The sequence below is a fragment of the Candidatus Pelagibacter sp. genome (assembly GCF_052046145.1).
Lineage (GTDB): Bacteria > Pseudomonadota > Alphaproteobacteria > Pelagibacterales > Pelagibacteraceae > Pelagibacter.
Window position 1 is genome coordinate 331554 of record NZ_JBNGZR010000001.1, and the last position, 20289, is coordinate 351842.

The 20289-nt window shown below is 33.1% G+C and carries 20 protein-coding genes; 16 read left to right on the plus strand and 4 right to left on the minus strand.

Going from position 1 to position 20289, the window contains the following annotated elements:
• Positions 1-112: 112 nt before the first annotated feature.
• The 4 genes from ACTT88_RS01670 to ACTT88_RS01685 are packed head-to-tail and all read right to left on the minus strand — an operon-like array spanning position 113 to position 4196.
• Positions 113-1471 carry an aminomethyl transferase family protein gene (locus tag ACTT88_RS01670; protein WP_440907643.1) on the minus strand — a complete coding sequence of 453 codons (1359 nt, stop codon included), beginning with the start codon at positions 1469-1471 and terminating at the stop codon, positions 113-115.
• Complete coding sequence (locus ACTT88_RS01675) at positions 1464-2192, minus strand: methylenetetrahydrofolate reductase (RefSeq protein ID WP_440907644.1); 729 nt, start codon at positions 2190-2192, stop codon at positions 1464-1466. The genes ACTT88_RS01670 and ACTT88_RS01675 overlap by 8 nt, the downstream gene beginning before the upstream one ends.
• Positions 2193-2249: 57 nt before the next feature.
• Entirely contained in the window at positions 2250-3137 is an 888-nt protein-coding gene (locus tag ACTT88_RS01680) for an ABC transporter permease (protein ID WP_440907645.1), read from the minus strand.
• A gap of 48 nt (positions 3138-3185) precedes the next feature.
• Positions 3186-4196 carry a glycine betaine ABC transporter substrate-binding protein gene (locus ACTT88_RS01685; protein ID WP_440907646.1) on the minus strand — a complete coding sequence of 337 codons (1011 nt, stop codon included), beginning with the start codon at positions 4194-4196 and terminating at the stop codon, positions 3186-3188.
• 271 nt (positions 4197-4467) lie between these two features.
• Here ACTT88_RS01685 and ACTT88_RS01690 point away from each other — a divergent pair, with 271 nt between their 5' ends.
• From ACTT88_RS01690 to ACTT88_RS01765, 16 genes are read left to right on the plus strand one after another with little or no spacing between them, the layout of a single operon-like run.
• Positions 4468-5655, plus strand: a complete 1188-nt coding sequence (locus tag ACTT88_RS01690) for an aromatic ring-hydroxylating oxygenase subunit alpha (RefSeq protein ID WP_440907647.1) — start codon at positions 4468-4470, stop codon at positions 5653-5655.
• 11 nt (positions 5656-5666) lie between these two features.
• Positions 5667-6707, plus strand: coding sequence for a homocysteine S-methyltransferase family protein (locus ACTT88_RS01695; RefSeq protein WP_440907648.1), 1041 nt, complete (start codon positions 5667-5669; stop codon positions 6705-6707).
• A complete protein-coding gene (locus ACTT88_RS01700) occupies positions 6707-9112 on the plus strand; it encodes a GcvT family protein (RefSeq protein ID WP_440907649.1) in 2406 nt (801 codons plus the stop codon). Before ACTT88_RS01695 ends, ACTT88_RS01700 begins: the two co-directional genes overlap by 1 nt.
• Positions 9112-9738 (plus strand): class I SAM-dependent DNA methyltransferase, encoded by a 627-nt coding sequence (locus ACTT88_RS01705; protein WP_440907650.1) that lies wholly within the window; start codon positions 9112-9114, stop codon positions 9736-9738. The genes ACTT88_RS01700 and ACTT88_RS01705 overlap by 1 nt, the downstream gene beginning before the upstream one ends.
• On the plus strand, positions 9735-10970 hold the full coding sequence (locus ACTT88_RS01710; protein ID WP_440907651.1) for a M24 family metallopeptidase: 1236 nt from the start codon (positions 9735-9737) through the stop codon (positions 10968-10970). The genes ACTT88_RS01705 and ACTT88_RS01710 overlap by 4 nt, the downstream gene beginning before the upstream one ends.
• The gene (locus tag ACTT88_RS01715; RefSeq protein ID WP_440907652.1) at positions 10970-11380 is read left to right on the plus strand and encodes an adenylyl-sulfate kinase; all 411 of its coding nucleotides are present in this window, start codon (positions 10970-10972) and stop codon (positions 11378-11380) included. Before ACTT88_RS01710 ends, ACTT88_RS01715 begins: the two co-directional genes overlap by 1 nt.
• Complete coding sequence (locus tag ACTT88_RS01720) at positions 11377-11751, plus strand: cytidyltransferase (protein ID WP_440908615.1); 375 nt, start codon at positions 11377-11379, stop codon at positions 11749-11751. Before ACTT88_RS01715 ends, ACTT88_RS01720 begins: the two co-directional genes overlap by 4 nt.
• Positions 11752-11757: 6 nt before the next feature.
• A complete protein-coding gene (locus tag ACTT88_RS01725; RefSeq protein ID WP_440907653.1) occupies positions 11758-12609 on the plus strand; it encodes a HalD/BesD family halogenase in 852 nt (283 codons plus the stop codon).
• Entirely contained in the window at positions 12610-13389 is a 780-nt protein-coding gene (locus ACTT88_RS01730; protein WP_440907654.1) for an enoyl-CoA hydratase, read from the plus strand.
• Positions 13389-13571: a hypothetical protein gene (locus tag ACTT88_RS01735; protein WP_440907655.1), complete on the plus strand. Its 183-nt coding sequence runs from the start codon at positions 13389-13391 to the stop codon at positions 13569-13571. Before ACTT88_RS01730 ends, ACTT88_RS01735 begins: the two co-directional genes overlap by 1 nt.
• Complete coding sequence (locus ACTT88_RS01740; RefSeq protein WP_440907656.1) at positions 13571-14005, plus strand: CoA-binding protein; 435 nt, start codon at positions 13571-13573, stop codon at positions 14003-14005. The genes ACTT88_RS01735 and ACTT88_RS01740 overlap by 1 nt, the downstream gene beginning before the upstream one ends.
• Positions 14005-15615 carry a hypothetical protein gene (locus ACTT88_RS01745; protein ID WP_440907657.1) on the plus strand — a complete coding sequence of 537 codons (1611 nt, stop codon included), beginning with the start codon at positions 14005-14007 and terminating at the stop codon, positions 15613-15615. Before ACTT88_RS01740 ends, ACTT88_RS01745 begins: the two co-directional genes overlap by 1 nt.
• A gap of 9 nt (positions 15616-15624) precedes the next feature.
• Positions 15625-16086: a hypothetical protein gene (locus ACTT88_RS01750; RefSeq protein ID WP_440907658.1), complete on the plus strand. Its 462-nt coding sequence runs from the start codon at positions 15625-15627 to the stop codon at positions 16084-16086.
• A gap of 55 nt (positions 16087-16141) precedes the next feature.
• On the plus strand, positions 16142-18574 hold the full coding sequence (locus ACTT88_RS01755) for a GcvT family protein (protein ID WP_440907659.1): 2433 nt from the start codon (positions 16142-16144) through the stop codon (positions 18572-18574).
• Positions 18574-19323 carry an electron transfer flavoprotein subunit beta/FixA family protein gene (locus ACTT88_RS01760; protein WP_440907660.1) on the plus strand — a complete coding sequence of 250 codons (750 nt, stop codon included), beginning with the start codon at positions 18574-18576 and terminating at the stop codon, positions 19321-19323. Before ACTT88_RS01755 ends, ACTT88_RS01760 begins: the two co-directional genes overlap by 1 nt.
• Positions 19323-20276: an electron transfer flavoprotein subunit alpha/FixB family protein gene (locus ACTT88_RS01765; RefSeq protein ID WP_440907661.1), complete on the plus strand. Its 954-nt coding sequence runs from the start codon at positions 19323-19325 to the stop codon at positions 20274-20276. The genes ACTT88_RS01760 and ACTT88_RS01765 overlap by 1 nt, the downstream gene beginning before the upstream one ends.
• Positions 20277-20289: the final 13 nt, after the last annotated feature.

Sequence of the window (20289 nt, forward strand, 5' to 3'; positions counted from 1 at the left end):
TTAATGGAAATATTATTAAAGCAATAGCAATGATAATGCAAACTGCTATTAAAAAACTTTTGGTCATGAGAATTGAAAAGGGGAGCTGAAATTAGCTCCCCCATAGTAAATTTTAGCCTTTTACAACTTCTCTTGTATTTGCGTTGAAAGACTCTTTGAATGGAATATCCACAACCACAGCATCTACAGGTGTTCCTGGAGTATCAGAGTATTTTTCTGGAAGATGTACTTTAAACTTAGTTCCAATTTTATTTTTTGGAAATCCATTAGGGTTTAAAGTTCCATCAAACGGAACGTATCCCATAGCAATATTGGTTTTCTTCTCAGGATGCCACCATGGTGAAGTAAGAAATCCAACTGGTTCTCCACCACTTTCTGGTGACACCAGCCAAAAATCAGGCGCATAATCGTCAATTGGTTTACCGCCTAACTCCATTCCAACTAATTGAAGTTTGTATGGTTTTTTCCCAGCTTTAATATCTGCTCCCATTTTCTCCAAAGCAGCTTTACCAACATAATCAGCTTTTTTATTCCATTCACCTTTACCTGATAATGAAACTTGATAACCTAAATTACATTGAAACGGATTATGTTGTTGATCCATGTCTTGTCCCCAAGAAAGAATACCTGCTTGTATTCTTCTATGGTGTGCAGGTGCAATAACCATCAATTTATGTTTTTTCCCTGCATCTAATACTGCATTCCACATATCTTCAGCATATAAAGTTGCATTTCTTAAATATATCTCGTAACCAGCTTCTCCTGAAAAACCAGATTGAGAAATTACACAACTTCTTCCGCCAACTGTTGCTTCTGCTAATCCATAGAAAGGCATATTATCAAAATCAACTTGGTCACCACAAAGGTCTTGCATTAAAGCTTTTGATTTAGGACCTTGAATTTGTACTGGACATGCATCTATTTCCTCAATTGTACAATTAAATTTTCCATCTGCATTTACACCTTGTAAATACATTCCAATATCAGAGTCTGATAACGAAAACCAAAATTCATCTTTTGAAATTCTTAAAAGAATTGGATCGTTTAAAACTCCTCCGTAAGCATTACATAATATTACATATCTTGCTCTCATAGGAGAAATTTTTGTTGCATCTCTAGTTATAACATAGTCAGTAAATTTTTCTGCATCAGGACCTTTAACTCTTATTTGTCTTTCAACAGCTACATTCCACATTGTTACATGGTTAACTATTGCATCATACTCAACCATTGCTCCACCATCTTCAGGTTTTACATAACCTCTTGGATGATAAATTCGATTGTACACTGTTGCTCTCCAACAACCTGCCTGCATTGATAAATGCCAATAAGGTGACTTTCTTACCCTTGTTGAAATTAATAATTCAACTTTAGTTGGCCCACTCTGTCTTAAATTGTATGGTACTTCTCTATCTGATTGATCAACAGAAGTAACATGTTGTACTTTAGTATAGTCAAATTCTTTAGACATAACTATTCTCCTTCAACCACTTGTTAGTTTCCTTCAAGCCGCCGAATGTATAAATGTGGAAGTTATCAGTATGCGATTTAACTTTCCCAATTAAATCATTAGGGTCTTTAGGTTTCAATAAATCTAATGCCTTAGTAAAATTAGATTTAAGAAAGTTAATGGAATTTTTTGCCCCTACAATATTAGCAAATTTAATTAAGCTAGATATTTTTAAAGGTCCAGTAATTCCCACATGCACTGGTACGCTTTGTTTAGAAATAAAATCTATAATAGGCTGAGGATCTAGCAACCATTGAGTTACGATGTAGTCAGCATAAGGCTTTTTATCTATCATAGCTTTTTCTAAATCTGAGTCGGATATATCAGGACTCCCCTCGGGATGTCCAGCAATTCCTATTTTCATTTTTTCAAAATAACCTGTCTCCAAAAGTTGAAACGAACTATCAAATTTTCCTGCTGGCTCTCTCCCACCTCCAATAATTAAGGCTTGCTTTACTCCTCCGTCTTTACATCTGGAAACATAATCTTTAAGTTCTTTTTCGTCATGCATTGATCTAGCAGGAAAATGAGGTACGGGATTAAATCCTTTTTTTACAAGCTCTACTGCTTTATCAGCAGTCTCTCTGTAATCGCCTCCAGGTAGCATTGTAATATATATGTCTGACAATGCTGGGACTGTATCAACCTCAGTTTTAGGACCTATTTCCAATGAAAAATTCATAGGGAAGATCTTTATTTATTTTGAAATATGAGTCTAGAAAATTCGATTGAGACTAATTTACTTTTTTAGCTGACCTCTGTGCTTTTGAATTCTTTGCCCGTACTGCTGAGTTACCCTATCAAAGATAATCGCTAGAGCAACAATTGCTAAACCATTCATCATTCCAAGAGCTAAATATTGGTTTGAAATAGCTTGTAAAATTGGCACGCCTAAACCTTTTACACCTATCATAGATGCTATTACAACCATAGCTAAGGCCATCATGATTGTCTGATTAATTCCAGCAAAAATAGTTGGTAAAGATAGTGGTATCTGAACTGACCTTAATTTTTGCATTGGTGTTGCTCCAAAAGCTTCGCTGGCCTCTAAAGTTTCTTTATCAACTTCTCGAATTCCAAGATTGGTTAATCTTACGATTGGAGGTAAAGCATAAATACAAACAGCAAGTAATCCTGGAACTTTACCAATACCTAAAAGCATAATGATTGGAATTAAATATACAAAGCTAGGAATTGTTTGCATCATATCTAAAACAGGTAAAATTGCTTTTTCTGCTCTCGCTGATTTTGACATTAAAACTCCAATTGGAATTCCTACAACTATACAAACTAATGTCGAAACCGAAATTATAGCAACAGTTGCCATGCAATTTTTCCACATACCAAAATAACCAATAACTATAAAACAAGCCACTGTTCCAATTACAAGTTTAATACTTCTTGATCCAATCCAAGCTAATATAGCAAACACACCAATTACTAAAGGCCAAGGGCTATTTACTAATAATTTTTCTAACCAAATTAAAAAATGTAAAAGTGGATCGAAAAAACCTTCAATCCCGTCCCCATATGCTCTAGAAAATTCCTTAAAACTAGAATCAATTCCTTTTTTAAGCTCTCTTAGAGCTGTTCGATCCATTACAGGAATTTTATTAAAGAAATCCATAATTTTTATTAAATCAAACCCGCCGAAGCGGGTTTGATAATATTTTAATTAAAGTGCTTTTTTGATTTTTTTTGCGGCATCACTTGAAACCCATTTACCCCAAACACTTTCTTGTGTTTTTAGGAATTCAATTGCAGCATCAGCACCTTCTGCTTGGTTTTCACCCATCCAAACTAACATGCCGTTCATTACTGGACCTGGATATGTTCTTTTTTTAAAGTATTCCATACCAGCACTTCCAGCTGTATTCTTGAAATTGTCAGTTACGATTGTGTAAACTTCAGATTTTGTCCATGAAGTTTTTTTAGGGTCAGCACATTCTTGCTCAGGTAAAACTATACATTTGTCCCAGTTATCTTTTCCACCCCATGCTCCCATGTCTACAGCTCTCATATCGTATTTACCGATTATAGCTGTTGGTGACCAATAATAACCAAACCAGTTTTCTCCTCTCTCAGCAGCTTTAGCTATTGAACCATCAAGTCCTGCAGCAGAACCTGTTTCAACAATAGCCCAACCTTTTGCCTCCATGTCCCAAGCTCTAAAATGGTTTCTGTTACTTAATTCACAGTTCCAGCCTGGAGGACAAATATGGAAACCACCTTTTGATGGATCCTCTGGGTGAGGGAAAAGATCCGGTCTTGCTAAAATTGCTTCAGCAGTTGTAAGCTCTGGATGCTTCTTAAGAGTGTGAGGTAATACCCACCATCCTTCACCTAAACCTGTAATTGGTGCTTTGTTAAGTGTGTGCATTTTACCTTCATCAACAGCTTTATTCAAAGCGATGATAGCAGCGTTAGCCCAAAACTCAGGAGCAACATCTGGCTCACCTTTTTCTTGCATAGATGTAAACGTAGGCATTGTAGCACCAGGTACTAACTCTACTGAACATCCATAACCTTCTTCTAATATGATCTTATCAACTTCAGCCATAAAGTTTGCTGAAGCCCAGTTCATATTAGCAATCGTTATATTTCCACAAGCTGCATTTGCAACACTTCCAAAAGAAGTAAGACCAAACACAACAGCTAGTGAAAGAAGTATTCTTTTAATCTTCATTATATCTCCCAACATTTGATTCATTTAAAAGTTAAATTGAACATATCGTGGCTTATAATGCAAATTTAATTCAACTACTGGTTGCAGTAAAATTGTCTTTAACTGACCTAAATTTTTGTTTAGGGTTTTGGCATGACTTTTTCTGCAAATTTTTTTTTCAAAGAATTTGTTTATATTTTAAATTGCAAAACTGTTTTTCAACAAATCATAATTAGAGAAAGATAATTTTAAGCCTCGATTAATTTTTTAATTAATTAAAAAAAGGAGGTTTATGAATTTAAATAAAAAATTATCAGACATCCTAGATCCCAATAAAATAGAAGTTGTTAAAAATCCTATAGAGAAAGCTCATGGATTACCTAATGAATGCTATTTGAATAATGATTATTTAGAGTTTGAGAAAGAAAAAATATTTAAAAATAATTGGACGATGATTGGGGTTGCAAGTTCTGTACCAAATCCAGGCGATGCAAAACCTTTTAATCTTTTAGGGATACCAATACTAATAGTTAGAAACAAAGAGAATGAAGTAAAAGTTTTTCATAATGTTTGTAGTCATAGAGGTTTCAAATTAGTTGATCAGGAATGTAAATTAAAAAATGTGATAAGATGCCCTTATCATTCTTGGTCCTATGATTTTAATGGAAAATTAACTGTTACTCCACATATAGGAGGACTAGGAAAACATGAGGTTGAAGGGTTCGATAAAAACAAGAGTAACTTAAAAGAAATTAAATCAAATATTTGGATGGATTTAATTTTTATTAATATTAATTCTAATGCAAAACCATTTGAAGATTTTATTAAACCTCTAGAGGATAGATGGTCTAAGTTCATTTCTAAAAAAGATCAAAAATTAATAAGACATTCAACTGATAACGGATATTTTAATATGACAGTAAATAGTAATTGGAAATTTGCAATTGAGAATTATTGCGAAAGCTATCATTTGCCTTGGATACATCCAGAACTTAATAAAGTTTCAAATATTTCGGATCACTATCATATTGAAGATGAGAATTTTAATTTTTCAGGACAAGGAAGTAATAAATATTCACAACAGTTCGACGGAAACATTAAATTTAAATGTTTTCCCAATTGGCCAACTGAACTTTCTGAAAAATCTGAATATGTGTCGTTATATCCAAACGTAATGTTAGGAATACATATTGATCATTTTTATGCATTTTGGTTAGAGCCAATTTCTAACAATCAAACTAAAGAACATTTTGAATTATATTATGTTGGAGATGAAAGTGCTTCTAGTGATGAGTTTAAGGATATAAGAGAAAAAAATTTTGCATTTTGGCAAGAAGTTATGAATGAAGATGTAACTGCAATAGAAGGAATGCAAGACGGGCGAAATTCCCCAGCTTACAATGGTGGGAATTTTTCACCTGTAATGGATACTCCTACTTTGATGTTTCATAAGTGGGTTGCAACCAACTTAACAAAATGAGAGGGTAAATTATGAAAAAAGATCTAATTACAAGATTAAATGAAGGTCCAATAATGTGTGCAGAAGGCTATCTTTTTGCAATGGAAAGAAGAGGTTATCTTTCAGCAGGTCCATTTGTTCCAGAAGTGGTTTTAGAACATCCAGAGGTAGTAACTCAATTACATCGAGAATTTATTAGAGCTGGTTCAGAAGTTGTTCAGGCATTTACTTATTATGGTCATAGAGAAAAGTTGAGAATAATTGGCAAAGAACACTTGTTAGAACCAATGCAAAAAGGTGCTCTTAAAATTGCAAAAGATGCTGCAGCTGAGTTTAAAGATTTAGATCTTATGGTTTGTGGAGATGTGGCAAACACCAATGTATTTGATCCAGGTGATGCCAATACTCATAAACAGTGTCAACAAATGTATGAAGAACAAGTAGCTTGGGCAAAAGAAGCTGGTGTTGATTTTGTTATTGCTGAAACAATAAGTTGGACTGACGAAATGAAAATTGCATTAAAAGCAATTAAAGATGCTGGACTTATTGCAGTTTGTAATTTTGCAATCCCTAGAGGGGATAAAACTAGAGAAGGTCATAGTGCTGAGGATGCATGTAAGATGATGGAGGATTTAGGCGCTGATGTCGTTGGACTAAATTGTTACAGAGGACCCGAGATGACAATGAAACTTTTAAAAAAAGTTAGAGATAAAGTTTCATGCCATGTATCAGGACTTCCTGTTCCTTATAGAACTACTGAAGAAGAACCTGGTTTCTTGAATATCACTGATCATGGATGTGACTGTATTCCAGGTGGAAATGCATTTCCAGTCGCGTTAGATAACTTATTTTGTAACAGATTTGAAATGGCAGAATTTGCAAAAGATTGTGTAAAAAATAAAATAAATTTTATTGGTATATGTTGTGGTGCTGAAGCTCACCACGTTAGAGAAATGTCAGTTGCGATTGGAAAGAAACCAATTTCAATGAAATATATGCCTGACATGAGCAAACATTTTCATCACGGTACTGATAAATCTTTGAAAAAAGTAAACAAGGAAATTAAATATTAATGGAAAAGAATGCCAAAGTAGTAATCATAGGAGGTGGTGTAGTTGGGTGCTCTATACTTTATCATCTATCTAAATTTGGATTAAAGGATTGTATTTTACTTGAGAGAAATGAACTAACATCAGGTTCTTCTTGGCATGCTGCAGGAAATGTTCATGTGATTTCATCTGACCCTAATATCTCTAGGATGATGGCTTACACAATAGGTTTATACAAAGAGATTGAAAAAGAGTCTGGTCACTCAACTGGATTTAAACCTAGCGGGGGTTTTTACTTAGCGTCAAATGAAGTGTGGGCTGATTATTTAAAGAGAGAAAGATCAAAAGCAAGATATATGGGACTTGATCAAGAATTTATTTCTCTAGAGGAAGTGAAAAAAAAACATCCTTTAATTGATCCATCTCGATATTTGTTAGCTTTATGGGATCCTATTGATGGTGAAGTCGATCCATCAGGAGTTACTTACGCTTTTGCAAAAGCTGCAAAAGTTCATGGTGGAAAATATTATACTCACACTGTTGTTAAAGATACGAAACAAAAAGAAGACGGAACTTGGGATGTCTTTACTGAAAAAGGAAACATCAATGCTGAAATAGTAATTAATGCAGGAGGACTTTGGGCAAGAGAAGTTGGTCAACTAGCTGGGCTTAATCTTCCAGTTCAACCAATGGAGCATCATTATTTGATCACTGAACCTATTCCAGAAATTGAAGCAATGGGTGACCAAAGATTACCAATTGGAACAGATTTTGAGGGAAATATTTACTTTAGACAAGAAGGAAAAGGAATGTTGCTTGGAACTTATGAGCCAAAATCAACTCCTTGGAAAGTTGAAGGCACACCAATGAATTTTGGACATGAGTTACTTGAGCCAAAGTTAGATAACATTGAAGATAGATTGGCAATTGGGTTTGAGAGAATGCCAGCATTAGAGCGGGCAGGAATAAAAAATATAGTTAATGGACCTTTTACTTTTGGTCCAGATGGAAGCCCTCTTATTGGTCCAGTACCAGGAATGAAAAATTATTGGGTTGCTGTTGGTGTTATGGCTGGATTTTGCCAAGGCGGTGGTGTTGGAAAATGTATAGCAGAGTGGATTATTGACGGAGAACCATCAATTGACGTTTGGGCAATGGATGTTGCAAGATTTGGAGATTATGCATCACCTCAATATGGAACAATAAAATCCTCAGAAAATTATGAGCGAAGATTTATTATGACTTTTCCAAACGAAACTTTACCAAAGGGAAGAAAACAAAAAACTACTGCACTGTATGATCGTTTTGTAAATCAAGGTGCTGTTATGGGAGATAGCTTTGGATTAGAAAATGTTTTGTGGTTTGCAAATAATAAAGAAGATGCTCATGAAGAACCTACTATTAAAAGATCAAGATCACATGACTATGTTTCAAAAGAAGTTATTAATGTAAGAGAAAATGTTGGTTTAATCGAAGTTGCCAACTTTTCAAAACACGAATTCAAAGGTCCTGATGCTAGAAAATTTTTAGATCACATAATGGCTGGAAGACTTCCAAAACCAGGAAGAATATCTTTATCTCCAATGTTGTCGTATAGAGGAAAATTGTGTGGTGATTTAACGGTTGCTTGTTTAGATGAAAATGAATTTATGGTATTTGGTTCTGGAGCTGCTCAAGAAATGCATAGACGTTGGTTTGAGAGTCACATAGATAAATTTAATTTAAGTTATTCTAATAGATCTGATGAGTATCATGGTTTGTCTATTGCAGGACCAAATTCAAGGAAAGTTTTGGAAAAAATTGTAAGAGATGATGTTTCAAATGAAAAATTTAAATTTAGAGACTCTAGAAGAATGTTTGTTGGGGGAGTTCCAGCAATAATAAATAGAATTTCATTTACTGGCGAACTCGGATATGAAATTTATGTAGCACCTCACTATCAATTAAAACTTTATGAAGAATTAATGGAGGCTGGAAAAGAATTTAATATTAAACCATTTGGTGGAAGAGCATTAATGTCAATGAGGTTAGAGAAAAATTGGGGAGCTTGGACATTAGATTATAGACCAGATTTTACAGCAAAAGAGACAGGTTTAGATGCTTTTATTAATTGGGATAAAGAGTTTATTGGTAAAGAAAGTGCACAAAAGGAAAATTCTTCAAATAAACTCATACCATTAATTGTTGAAACAAATGATATTGATGTAACAAATAATGAAGCTGTTATGAATGGAGATCAAAGTATAGGTTACGTTACTTCAGGTGGTTTTGCTCATTTTGTAAATAAAAGTGTGGCGTTTACTTTTGTTGATCAAAAAAACATTAATTCTGAAAATAAAATTCAAGTAGAGATAAATGGAGATTTATTTAATTGCTCAATTATTAAAGAACCACTTTATGATCCAAGTGGTCAAAAAATGAGAAGCTAATGGCACAAAAAGACGTAGGAAACAAAATTCCAATTTATAAACTTAAAACTACTGATGAAGTTATGAGGTACTACGATGAGTGGGGAGAAAAAGATAAGTATAATAAAGATATGGTTGATTGGAACTATACAGGCCCAAAGGAAACCGTAGCAACTTTCAATAAGCACGAAAATAATAAAGACACACTAATCTTTGATGCAGGCTGTGGAACAGGTCTAGTTGGAGTCGAATTAAAAAAATATGGGTTCGAAAATTTTCATGGAGCCGATTTATCTCAAACTTTATTAGATACTGTACCAAAAGACCTTTATCAAAAATTAGTAAAGGTTGATTTAAATAAACCAATAGAGGTTGAGGACAACTTTTATGGTGGAGTTATGTGTGTTGGAACATTTACTTTTGGGCATGTAAAACCAAATGCATTAGATGAATTTATAAGAATAACAAAACCAGGTGGTTTAATTTGCTTCACGATTAATGAAGGAATTCATGAAGAGTATGGTTTTGATAAAAAAATTGATATACTGAAAGATAGCAAGAAGTGGGAAGAAGTAGAATTTTTTAAATCTGACTATATTGCGAGTAAAGATGTTAACGCATGGTTAGGTTTGTATAGGGTATTATGAGGTTTAGTAGAAAAATAGCTCCTGAGATAAAACCAAGACAAAATTTTATTACTAAAAAAAGATTAAGAGAAGATGAGATTGATTTTGATAAATTAAGATCATATCGTTTAGATAGGGTCAGAAAAGAATTAGTAAAAAACAATTTAGAGGCTTGTATTCTCTTTGATCCAGTGAATGTTCGTTATGCTTTAGATACTGTAAACATGAGTGTCTATAATATGCATAACTTAACAAGATATTGTTTTGTACCAGTCAATGGACCAACTATTCTTTATGAGTATTTTAATTGTGAAATATTATCGAAGCATTTAAATCTAATTGACGAAATCAGACCTGCAATCACATGGGATTATTTTAGCAATGGAGATCAAACAAATTTACAATTATCAAAATGGATAAATGAAGTTAAAGATTTATCAAAAAATTATTTTAAAACAAAAAAAATTGCAATCGATGTTTTAAATGGTCCTGCAGTTATAGCTTTAAATAAAGAAGGAATTGAAGTTGTAGATGCAAAATTGATTTTAGAACAAGCAAGAGTAATAAAATCACCTGATGAATTGACTTGTATGAAAGCAGCAATAGAAGTTGCAGAAAAAGGTGTATTAAAAATGAGATCAGATCTTAAGCCAGGAATGACTGAAGATGAATTGTGGTCAATTTTACATAAAACGAATATTGAAAATGGAGGTGAGTGGATTGAGTGTAGGATTTTATCTTCTGGTGAAAGAACAAATCCATGGATGCAAGAGAGCAGTAATAAAGTTATGCAACAAGGAGAAATTGTTGCTTTTGATACAGATATGGTTGGTCCCTATGGATACTGTGCCGACATATCAAGAGCCTTTGTAGTTGGACATAAATTTAATGATGAGCAAAAAAAACTATATTCAATGGCTAGAAATCAAATTGATCATAATTTTAGATTAATAAAACCAGGAATGAGTTTTAAAGAATTTATAAAAAAATCTTGGGTTTTGCCTGATGAGTATTATGGAAATAGGTATTCATGTATGGTTCATGGAATTGGGCTGTGTGATGAGTGGCCCCAAATAAGATATCCAACTGATGGTGGAGAAGAAGGTGGAACTTTTGAGAAGAACATGACAATTACACTTGAGAGTTATATTGGTAAAGTTGGTGGTAAAGAAGGTGTAAAACTTGAACAACAGTATCTTGTAGGTGAAAATGGACTTGAATTAATGTCCCATCATCCGTTAGAAGATATTTAATGAAAATTATTTTAGTAATGGGTTTACCTGGAGCAGGTAAAACAACTCTAGCAAATGAAATGGCACCACTATTAAATGCAAAAAGATTAAATGCAGACGAGGTAAGAAAAGCTGCAAACGATTGGGATTTTTCCGAACAGGGAAGAGTAAGACAGGCAAAAAGAATGGCTGAGGCAGCTTTAAAATTAAAAGCAGATGGTCATTATGTAATTGCAGATTTTATAGCACCAACTCCCGAAGCAAGAAGTTTGTTTCCAGCAGATTTTAGAGTGTGGGTAGATACGATTAAAAAAGGAAGATTTGAAGACACTAACCAAATGTTTGTTAATCCTAAGAATTTTGATTTTCATGTAACAAGTCAGGATGCAAAAATATGGGCACCAAAAATAATAGAGGAGATAAAAAAATGACACACCAATGGGATAACAAAAAACCAACAGCACAAATGCTAGGAAGATGGCAACCTTTTCACGATGGACATTTCACTTTGTTTAAAGAAATTATTAAAAAAACTGGACAAGTTTGTATTCAAATTAGAGATGTACAGGGTGTAGACGATAATCCTTTTGATTTTGAAACCGTTAAAAAAAATATTGAAGACAGATTAAATCCTGAATTTGAAGGACAATTTAAAATAATGTTAGTACCTAATATTACAAATATTTGTTATGGTAGAGGAGTTGGATATAAGATTGAGGAAATAGTTTTGGATGAAGAAACTCAAAAAATATCAGCTACTAAGATAAGAGCAAAAATGAGAGAAGAGGGAAAGTTAAAATAAACTTAAATGAACGATAGACTTAAGACTATTGTAGATTTAGAAAAATATCCAATATACGATTTAAATTCACCAATAATTAAAAATCTAATTAAAAAATGCAAAGATGAACTTGATCAATATAGTTGTTCAACAATTCCAAATTTTATTTTACCTAAATCACTTAAGGTAATGAATTCTGAGTTAGAAAAACAATTAGATGAAGTTTATATGTCTAAAGAAAGTATAAATGCATATTTGTATGCTAAGGACGATCCTTCGTTACCAAAAGATCATCCAAAAAGAACTTTTATGAATAGATATAATGGATATTTAAATTCAGATTGTTTCCCAAAAGACTCTGAAATGAAATATCTTTACGAAACTGAAGAACTTTTAAAATTTGTATCTGCTTGTTTAGGCGTCTCACCTATTTACAGATGGGCAGATCCTTTAGCATGTCATGCGTATAATGTTATGAAACCAGATGGGGTACTCCCATGGCATTTTGATAGTTGTGAATTTACACTTAGTTTAATGATACAAAAAGCTGAGAAGGGAGGAATATTTGAGTACTGTCCAAATATTAGAGAACCAGGAAATGAAAATTTCGAAGAAGTTCAAAAAGTTATAGCAGGAGACAGAACTAGAGTGAGACAATTGAAATTAGAGCCAGGAGATTTACAAATATTTAAAGGTAGATTTACTTTACATAGAGTAACAAAAGTTGAAGGACAAAAATCAAGATATATGTGTATTCCAGCTTATGTTTTAGACCCATGGAGAGTAAACACCCCAGAACATTCCAAAGCTATTTATGGCAAAGTTTTACCAATTCATATAGAAAGAAATCAGGCTAGATCCGATGGATTAACTGATTAAATGACTAGTAACATTAAAATTAAAAAAATTAGCAACGAAGTTTCATCAATTATCATTGATGAACCAAAAACTTATAATTCTTTATCATTCAAAAATCTTTCAGATTTATTAAAAGCATTAAAAAAATTAGATACTGATAAAAAAGTTAAAGTAATAATATTAGAAGGTGCTGGTAAAGGATTTAGTGCAGGACACAATTTAAAAGAAGTTAGAGGTTTAAAAAAGAGAGATAAATATTTAAAATTATTTAATCTTTGTTCAAAAGTGATGCTTCAAATTGTTGAAGGAAGAAAACCGGTAGTTGCTAAAGTTCATGGGGCGGCATTTGCAGCTGGGTGTCAATTGGTTGCAAGTTGTGATTTAGCATACAGTACTAAAGATGCATTGTTTGCTACCCCAGGTGTAAATATCGGTTTATTTTGTAGTACACCAATGGTTGCTGTAAGCAGAAAGATAAATCGAAAACCAATGATGAAAATGCTTTTAACTGGAGAACCTATAAAAGCAAATTATGCAAAAGAAATAGGATTAATAAATGATTATTTTTCAAAATCAAAATTAAATAATGAAGTATTAAAGGTGGCAAACAAAATTGCCTCAAAATCTAATTTGACAATTAAAATTGGAAAACAAGCTTTTTACAAACAATTAGAAATGCCTTTAAATAAAGCTTATGCTTATACAAGTAAAATGATGACCCTTAACATGATGGCAATGGATGCTAAAGAAGGAATTTCTGCTTTTTTAGAAAAAAGAAAACCAAATTGGAAAAATAAATAGTGATAAAAAATATTTTAATAGTAGTTTTTATTATTATTGGTGCATTAGTAATTTATAATTTTAAAGATCATAATCAAAAAAGAGCAATTGAAGCATGTGTGGCTGGAACTAAAACATTGGAAAAACCAATGACTGCTTCTGAAGCTAGAATATTTTGTGAGAAACAGATTAAAAATAAATAATGAGTGATATTAAGGAAATTCTCTCAAAATATAAGACTATTGCTATGGTGGGAGTAAGTAATGATCCTACTAAAGCATCAACTATTGTAATGAAATACATGCAAGAATATGGATATAAAGTTTATCCAGTTAACCCCAGAGCCGAGGGTCAAAAAATTTTAGGGCAAGAGGTTTTTGCTAAAATATCAGATATTAAAGATCATATTGATATCGTAGATGTGTTTAGACCATCTAAAGAAGTCTATGCCATAGCAGAGGATACAATTAAAATTGGGGCTAAAGTTTTATGGTTACAGCTCGGTATACGAGACGAAAAGGCAAAAGAATTGATGAAAAAAAATGATATTAAGTATATTGAAAACAAATGTACTAAAATGGAATATCAAAAATATTTTTTAAAAGTTAGACAAGCTTTTCCAGTTTTAAGTGACTAATGAGCAAAATAATTAAATTTTTAGACAGCACATTTTTAGATTTGGGTCGTCAATTTAAATGGACTTATCTACCTCCATTAATGGTTTATATGGCTGCAGGTATTTCTGGTTTAACAGGTATAGTTGGTACATTTTTTGTTAAAGATTATTTAAATTTATCAGCAGCATTTTTGGCAGGCCTAGGTTTTTGGGCTGGAATTCCTTGGGCATTAAAAATGCCATTAGGACATTTAGTAGATCTAATCTGGGAGAGAAAAAATTACATGGTCTACTTTGGAGCTTCATTGATAGCTCTTAGTTTACTAATTATGTATGGATTGATTATTCATACTGAAGATATGTCCCAGGTATTTTCGGTAGAAACATGGTTTGTGATAAGTGTGATTTTGGCTCCAGTTGGTTACGTGGTTCAGGATGTTGTAGCCGATGCTATGACAGTTGAGGCAGTTCCTTTGGTTGATGAAACAGGAAATGATTATTCTAAAGATCAAATAAAAATAATGCACACAACAATGCAGACACTTGGAAGGTTTGCCATTATTGGCGGTTCAGTACTTGTTGCATTAGTTAATGTAATATTGTTTAGAGATGTGGAAAGCCTTGAGCAGGCTGATAAAATAAATTTATACGGAACTATTTATATTTATGCTCTTGTAATACCTTTTGTTTCTATACTAGGTGTGATTTTAGCTAATTATTTAAGACATAAAAAAATACAAACTTTAAAATCTAAAGGTTTAGAATTTAAAGAGGAAAGAGATAACGAAAAAACAAAAATAAACTGGTGGATATTAGGAGGAAGTTTAGTTTTTGTTATTTTCACATTATCTATTGGTTCCTTTAAAGTTCCGTTTGCACAAGAAATTGTTTTTATAGGCTCAGTTATAATTATTTTGTTTTTAATGTTTAAACTTATCAAGGAATTACCTCAGGAACTAAGATTAACAATTGTAGGTACAGCAGTAATTATTTTTGTATTTAGAGCCATGCCAGGTCCTGGCCCTGGTTTAACATGGTTCGAAATTGATGAGCTAGGATTTAATGAACAGTTTTTTTCAATTCTATCACTACTGGCATCAATTTTAACATTAGCTGGTATTGTTTTATTAAGACCGTTTATGGCAAATAATTCAATTGCTAAAATAATTGTTGTTTTAAGTATTGCAGGAGCAATTTTGTTTTTACCAAGTGTTGGAATGTATTATGGTTTTCATAATTGGACAGCTTCATTAACAGGTGGAGTAGTAGATGCTAAGTTCATTGCATTAATAAACACAGCTCTCGAATCCCCTTTGGGACAAGTTTCAATGATTCCTCTTTTAGCATGGATAGCAAAAAATGCTCCAGCACATTTAAAAGCAACTTTTTTTGCAGTTTTTGCATCCTTTACAAATCTTGCGTTATCAGCAAGTGCACTAGGAACTAAGTATTTAAATGAAATCTTTACTGTTACAAGAGAAGTAAAAGATAAAGTTTCAGGTGAAATCCAAACAACAGCAGATTATTCTGAACTTGGGATTTTATTAATTGTTGTGACACTTTTGACATTAATTCTTCCAATATTATTTGTAATTATTATCAATAACAGTAAATACAAAACATCTGAGTAATATTTTTAAATGAAAACTATTTTTAAAGTATTAATTTTATTATTGATAACTTCGACTTTTTCAAACGCTGAACTATTAAATCCAAATAGCAATATTAAACCGAAAGAAGTTATAAAGATTCAACTTAATGGGCTTCAACAAAATGACTCTAAATTTAAAGATAGTGGAATTGAACAAACATGGAAATTTGCTCACCCAAATAACAAGAGAGTTACAGGGCCATTAAGCAATTTTAAGATGATGTTAAAAAGTGACTCTTATGGGATGATGATTAATCACTTAAGTCATACAATTACTGAGCTTGGAAGTAGTGACAAATGGGCACAATTTGAGGTAATCATTCTTGATAAAAACAAGATTTATCACAAGTTTAATTGGCAAGTTGAAAAGTATACTTTGGATGGAAATTTAAAAGACTGTTGGTTGACTACAATGGTATCTAGCCCGATCCCTCTAGGAAGCTCAATTTGATTTTAAACATACATTTTTGTTTCGTAACAATTAAAAATTTAGTAGGAATCCTTGAATGAAAACAAAAACCAAAGTTGTAGTAGTTGGTGGAGGTGTCGTAGGTGTTAGTGCTCTTTATCACTTAGCAAAAAAAGGTTGGTCCGACGTTGTTCTTGTTGAGAGAAAAGAGTTAACTTCAGGATCAACTTGGCACGCTGCTGGTTTATTGCCTTTGTTTAATATGAGTTATTCTGTAGGACAACTACATAAATATGCAGTTAATCTTTATAAAACATTAGAGGAAGAAACTGGAAAAAATGTTGGCTTTAGCGTTGTTTCAAATATTCGTTTAGCTAGTACAAAAGATAGAATGGATGAGTATCATCAATATGCAGGTGTTGCTCGAACTATTGGAGTAGATGTAAAATTCTTGAAACCGGAACAAGTAAAAGAAATCTGGCCTTTATGTCATACAGATGACTTAGTTGGCGCAATACAACACCCCGAAGATGGATATATTCAACCAGCAGATTTAACGCAAGCATTAGCAACAGGTGCAAGAAATAGAGGAGCAGAAATTTATAGAAACACTACTGTCCTATCAATGAGGCAAACTAAAGATGGATGGATTGTAGAAACAGATAAGGGATCAATAGAGTGCGAACATGTTATTACTTGTTCTGGAAATTTTGCTAGACAAACAGGTGAAATGGTAGGATTAGATATTCCAGTAATACCAGTTGAACATCAATACATTGTTACAGAACCGCATCCTGCAATTCAAAAAAGAAAAAAAGATGGATTACCAGAAATGGGAGTCTTAAGAGATAGCGATAGCAGATGGTATATGAGAGAAGAAGCTGGAGGATTAATTTTAGGCCCTTATGAAGATGGTGCACCAGCTTGTTATGTAGAGGGGCCATCAAAAAATTCTGAATATGAATTATTTCAAGAAGACTTAGACAGATTAGCTCCACATATAGAAGGAGCAATTCATAGAGTTCCTGCGTTTGGAGAAGTTGGAGTAAAGAAAGTTTATAATGGAGCAATCTGTTATACTCCAGATGGTAATCCAATAGTTGGTCCTGCATGGGGACTTAAGAATTTTTGGATTAATGAAGGACATAGTTTTGGAATAACAGCAGCAGGTGGTGCAGGTTGGCAACTAGCAGAGTGGATTGTTGATGGCGAACCTACAATTGACATGTTAGGAGTAGAACCAAGACGTTACGGAAACTATGCAACTAAATCTTATTTAAAAGCAAAAAATGAAGAAGCATATAGTCATGTATTTATTGTCCATTATCCAGATGAAGAAAGACCAGCAGCAAGACCTCTAAGAACAGCTCCTTGTTATGAACGAATGAAAAATTTAGGCGCTGTGTTTGGTCAGAAGTTTGGATGGGAAAGACCTAATTTTTTTGCAACAGATGGAATGGAACAAAAAGATGATTGGTCATTTAGAAGATCAAAATGGTTCGACGCAATTAAGAAAGAATGTCAAAATGTAAAAGAAAACGTGGGTCTTTTAGATATGACTGCGTTTGCAAAATGTAGAATTAGAGGACCTAAAGCAGAGGAATTTTTAGATTATTTAGTAGCTAATAAACTTCCAAAAAAGATTGGAAGGATAAATCTGTGTCATGCCTTGAACACTAAAGGTGGAGTACATTCAGAATTTACGATAATGAAAGAAGCGGAAAATAGTTATTATCTAGTTTCTGCAGGAGCAAATTTAAGATTAGATCATGACTGGATACAAAAATGGATGCCAGATGATGGATCTGTAATTTTTGAAGATCTTACTAACAGTACAGGAGTTTTGGTTGTAGCTGGTCCAAAAGCCAGACAGTTAATGCAAAAGGTTTCAACAGATGATTTTTCAAATGAAAATTTCAAATGGCTAACTGCAAAAAATGTAAATGTTGGATACGCTCCAGTAAATGCAATGAGAGTAAACTTTGTTGGTGAGCTTGGTTGGGAATTACATCATCCAATTGAATATCAAAATCATATTTTTGATAAATTAATGGAAGCGGGAAAAGATTTAGGAATTAAACCTTTTGGAATTAGAGCTATGAATAGTTTAAGAGTTGAAAAATCTTACAAACTAGTTGGTACAGAATTATCAATTGAATACTCACCATATGAATCTGGTCTTGATAGATTTGTTCACCCAAATAAAGGAAACTTTATTGGTTTAGAGGCACTTAATAAATGGAGAGAAAAAGGTTTTGACAATAAATTAGTTACTTTAGAGGTTCATAACACCAAAGATGCAGATGTATTAGGAAATAATCCTATTTTCAAAGATGGAAAAGTTGTTGGAAGAGCAACCGGAGGTGAATTTGGTTTTAGATTAGATAAATCAATAGCTCTTGCAATGGTTAAACCAAATTGCTCAAATGTGGGCGACAAATTACAAGTTGATATATTAGGTGAAATGTACGACGCTACTGTACTAGATGAAAGTCCATACGATTCAGAAAATAATTTATTGAGAGCTTAATGAAAATTTTAGTAGCTGTAAAAAGGGTTATTGATTACAACGTTCAAATAAGAGTTAAAGAAGACGGAACGGGTGTAGTTACTGACAACGTTAAAATGTCAACCAATCCCCCTGATGATAATGCAATAGAAGAGGCTGTAAAAATTAAAGAGGCAGGCCAAGCTACAGAAGTAGTAGCAGTAACTGTCGGTGAAGAAAAAGCTCAAGAGACAGTTAGGAAAGCTTTAGCTGTTGGAGCGGACAGAGGCATTCATGTAAAAGTGGATGGAACATTAGAACCACTCGCTGTTTCAAAAATTTTACAAAAAATAGTAGATAAAGAAAAACCAGATTTAGTATTTATGGGCAAACAAGCAATTGATGATGATTGTAATCAAACAGGTCAAATGTTGAGCGCTTTATTAAATTGGCCACAAGCAACATTTGCCTCAAAGATTGATGTTAAAGATAATAAATTAGAAGTAACTAGAGAAATAGATGAAGGACTTGAAACAATTGAAATAAATGTTCCAGCTATTGTGACTTGTGACCTTAGGCTAAATGAACCACGATATGCATCATTACCAAATATAATGAAGGCTAAGAAAAAACCTATCGAGGAAATTGCTGCTACTGATTTAGGTGTAGATGTATCACCAAGATTAGAACAAATAAAAGTAGAGGAACCTCCAAAAAGAAAAGCAGGTATAAAAGTAGCAAATGTTGCTGAATTAGTTCAAAAGTTAAAAAATGAGGCGAAAGTAATTTAATGGCAGTCTTACTTATAGCAGAACATAATAATAAAGAATTAAGACCATTCACTCTTAATGCAGCTACAGCAGCATCTCAAATAGATTCAGATTTACATGCTGTAATTATTGGTCAAAACTCTGCAGATGCTGCAAAACAATTATCTGAACTTCCGGTAATTAAAAAAGTATTAAGTGTGGAAGCAGCCCACTATGAAAACTTTACAGCAGAAAATTTTGCTCCGGTGATTGTTAAACTTGCAGAGAATTATTCTCACATTGTTTGTTCAGCAAATACATTTGGAAAAAATTTGATGCCACGAATTGCTGCTCATCTTGACACATCGCAAGTAAGTGACATCATTAAAGTAATATCACCAGATATTTTTTTAAGGCCAATTTATGCCGGTAACGCTTTTGCAACAATTAAGAGTAATGATGCTAAAAAGTGTGTAACAATTAGACCTACTTCATTCGATCCATGTGAGAGTACAGGCGGATCAGCCTTAATTGAAAAAGTGGATGCTAGTGAAGAGTTTTCAAATACAAAATTTATCAAAAGAGAAGAAATTAAATCTGATCGACCTGAACTTGGAACAGCAAGAATTGTTGTATCAGGTGGCAGAGGAATGCAAAGCGGGGATAATTTTAAATTAATTACAGAAATTGCTGATAAACTAGGTGCAGCAATTGGAGCATCAAGAGCAGCAGTAGATGCTGGATACATAAGTAACGATCATCAAGTAGGTCAAACAGGAAAAGTGGTAGTGCCAGATCTATATATCGCTGTTGGAATTTCAGGAGCAATTCAGCATCTAGCTGGAATGAAGGAAAGCAAAGTGATTGTTGCAATTAATAAAGATGGTGAAGCGCCAATTTTTAGTGTGGCAGATTATGGTCTTGAAGCAGATTTATTTGAGGCAATACCTCAGTTTATGGAAGAGCTGAACAAATTAAACACTATACAAAAATAATCCTTACAGTTAA

Bases quoted from the DNA above. Each gene is read 5' to 3' on its own strand.
- ACTT88_RS01685 (WP_440907646.1), bottom strand. From the start codon at position 4,196: ATGAAGATTAAAAGAATACTTCTTTCACTAGCTGTTGTGTTTGGTCTT.
- ACTT88_RS01740 (WP_440907656.1), top strand. From the start codon at position 13,571: ATGAGTGATATTAAGGAAATTCTCTCAAAATATAAGACTATTGCTATG.
- ACTT88_RS01695 (WP_440907648.1), top strand. From the start codon at position 5,667: ATGAAAAAAGATCTAATTACAAGATTAAATGAAGGTCCAATAATGTGT.
- ACTT88_RS01760 (WP_440907660.1), top strand. From the start codon at position 18,574: ATGAAAATTTTAGTAGCTGTAAAAAGGGTTATTGATTACAACGTTCAA.
- ACTT88_RS01710 (WP_440907651.1), top strand. From the start codon at position 9,735: ATGAGGTTTAGTAGAAAAATAGCTCCTGAGATAAAACCAAGACAAAAT.
- ACTT88_RS01765 (WP_440907661.1), top strand. From the start codon at position 19,323: ATGGCAGTCTTACTTATAGCAGAACATAATAATAAAGAATTAAGACCA.
- ACTT88_RS01675 (WP_440907644.1), bottom strand. From the start codon at position 2,192: ATGAATTTTTCATTGGAAATAGGTCCTAAAACTGAGGTTGATACAGTC.
- ACTT88_RS01720 (WP_440908615.1), top strand. From the start codon at position 11,377: ATGACACACCAATGGGATAACAAAAAACCAACAGCACAAATGCTAGGA.
- ACTT88_RS01730 (WP_440907654.1), top strand. From the start codon at position 12,610: ATGACTAGTAACATTAAAATTAAAAAAATTAGCAACGAAGTTTCATCA.
- ACTT88_RS01670 (WP_440907643.1), bottom strand. From the start codon at position 1,471: ATGTCTAAAGAATTTGACTATACTAAAGTACAACATGTTACTTCTGTT.
- ACTT88_RS01755 (WP_440907659.1), top strand. From the start codon at position 16,142: ATGAAAACAAAAACCAAAGTTGTAGTAGTTGGTGGAGGTGTCGTAGGT.
- ACTT88_RS01690 (WP_440907647.1), top strand. From the start codon at position 4,468: ATGAATTTAAATAAAAAATTATCAGACATCCTAGATCCCAATAAAATA.
- ACTT88_RS01725 (WP_440907653.1), top strand. From the start codon at position 11,758: ATGAACGATAGACTTAAGACTATTGTAGATTTAGAAAAATATCCAATA.
- ACTT88_RS01745 (WP_440907657.1), top strand. From the start codon at position 14,005: ATGAGCAAAATAATTAAATTTTTAGACAGCACATTTTTAGATTTGGGT.
- ACTT88_RS01705 (WP_440907650.1), top strand. From the start codon at position 9,112: ATGGCACAAAAAGACGTAGGAAACAAAATTCCAATTTATAAACTTAAA.
- ACTT88_RS01715 (WP_440907652.1), top strand. From the start codon at position 10,970: ATGAAAATTATTTTAGTAATGGGTTTACCTGGAGCAGGTAAAACAACT.
- ACTT88_RS01680 (WP_440907645.1), bottom strand. From the start codon at position 3,137: ATGGATTTCTTTAATAAAATTCCTGTAATGGATCGAACAGCTCTAAGA.
- ACTT88_RS01750 (WP_440907658.1), top strand. From the start codon at position 15,625: ATGAAAACTATTTTTAAAGTATTAATTTTATTATTGATAACTTCGACT.
- ACTT88_RS01700 (WP_440907649.1), top strand. From the start codon at position 6,707: ATGGAAAAGAATGCCAAAGTAGTAATCATAGGAGGTGGTGTAGTTGGG.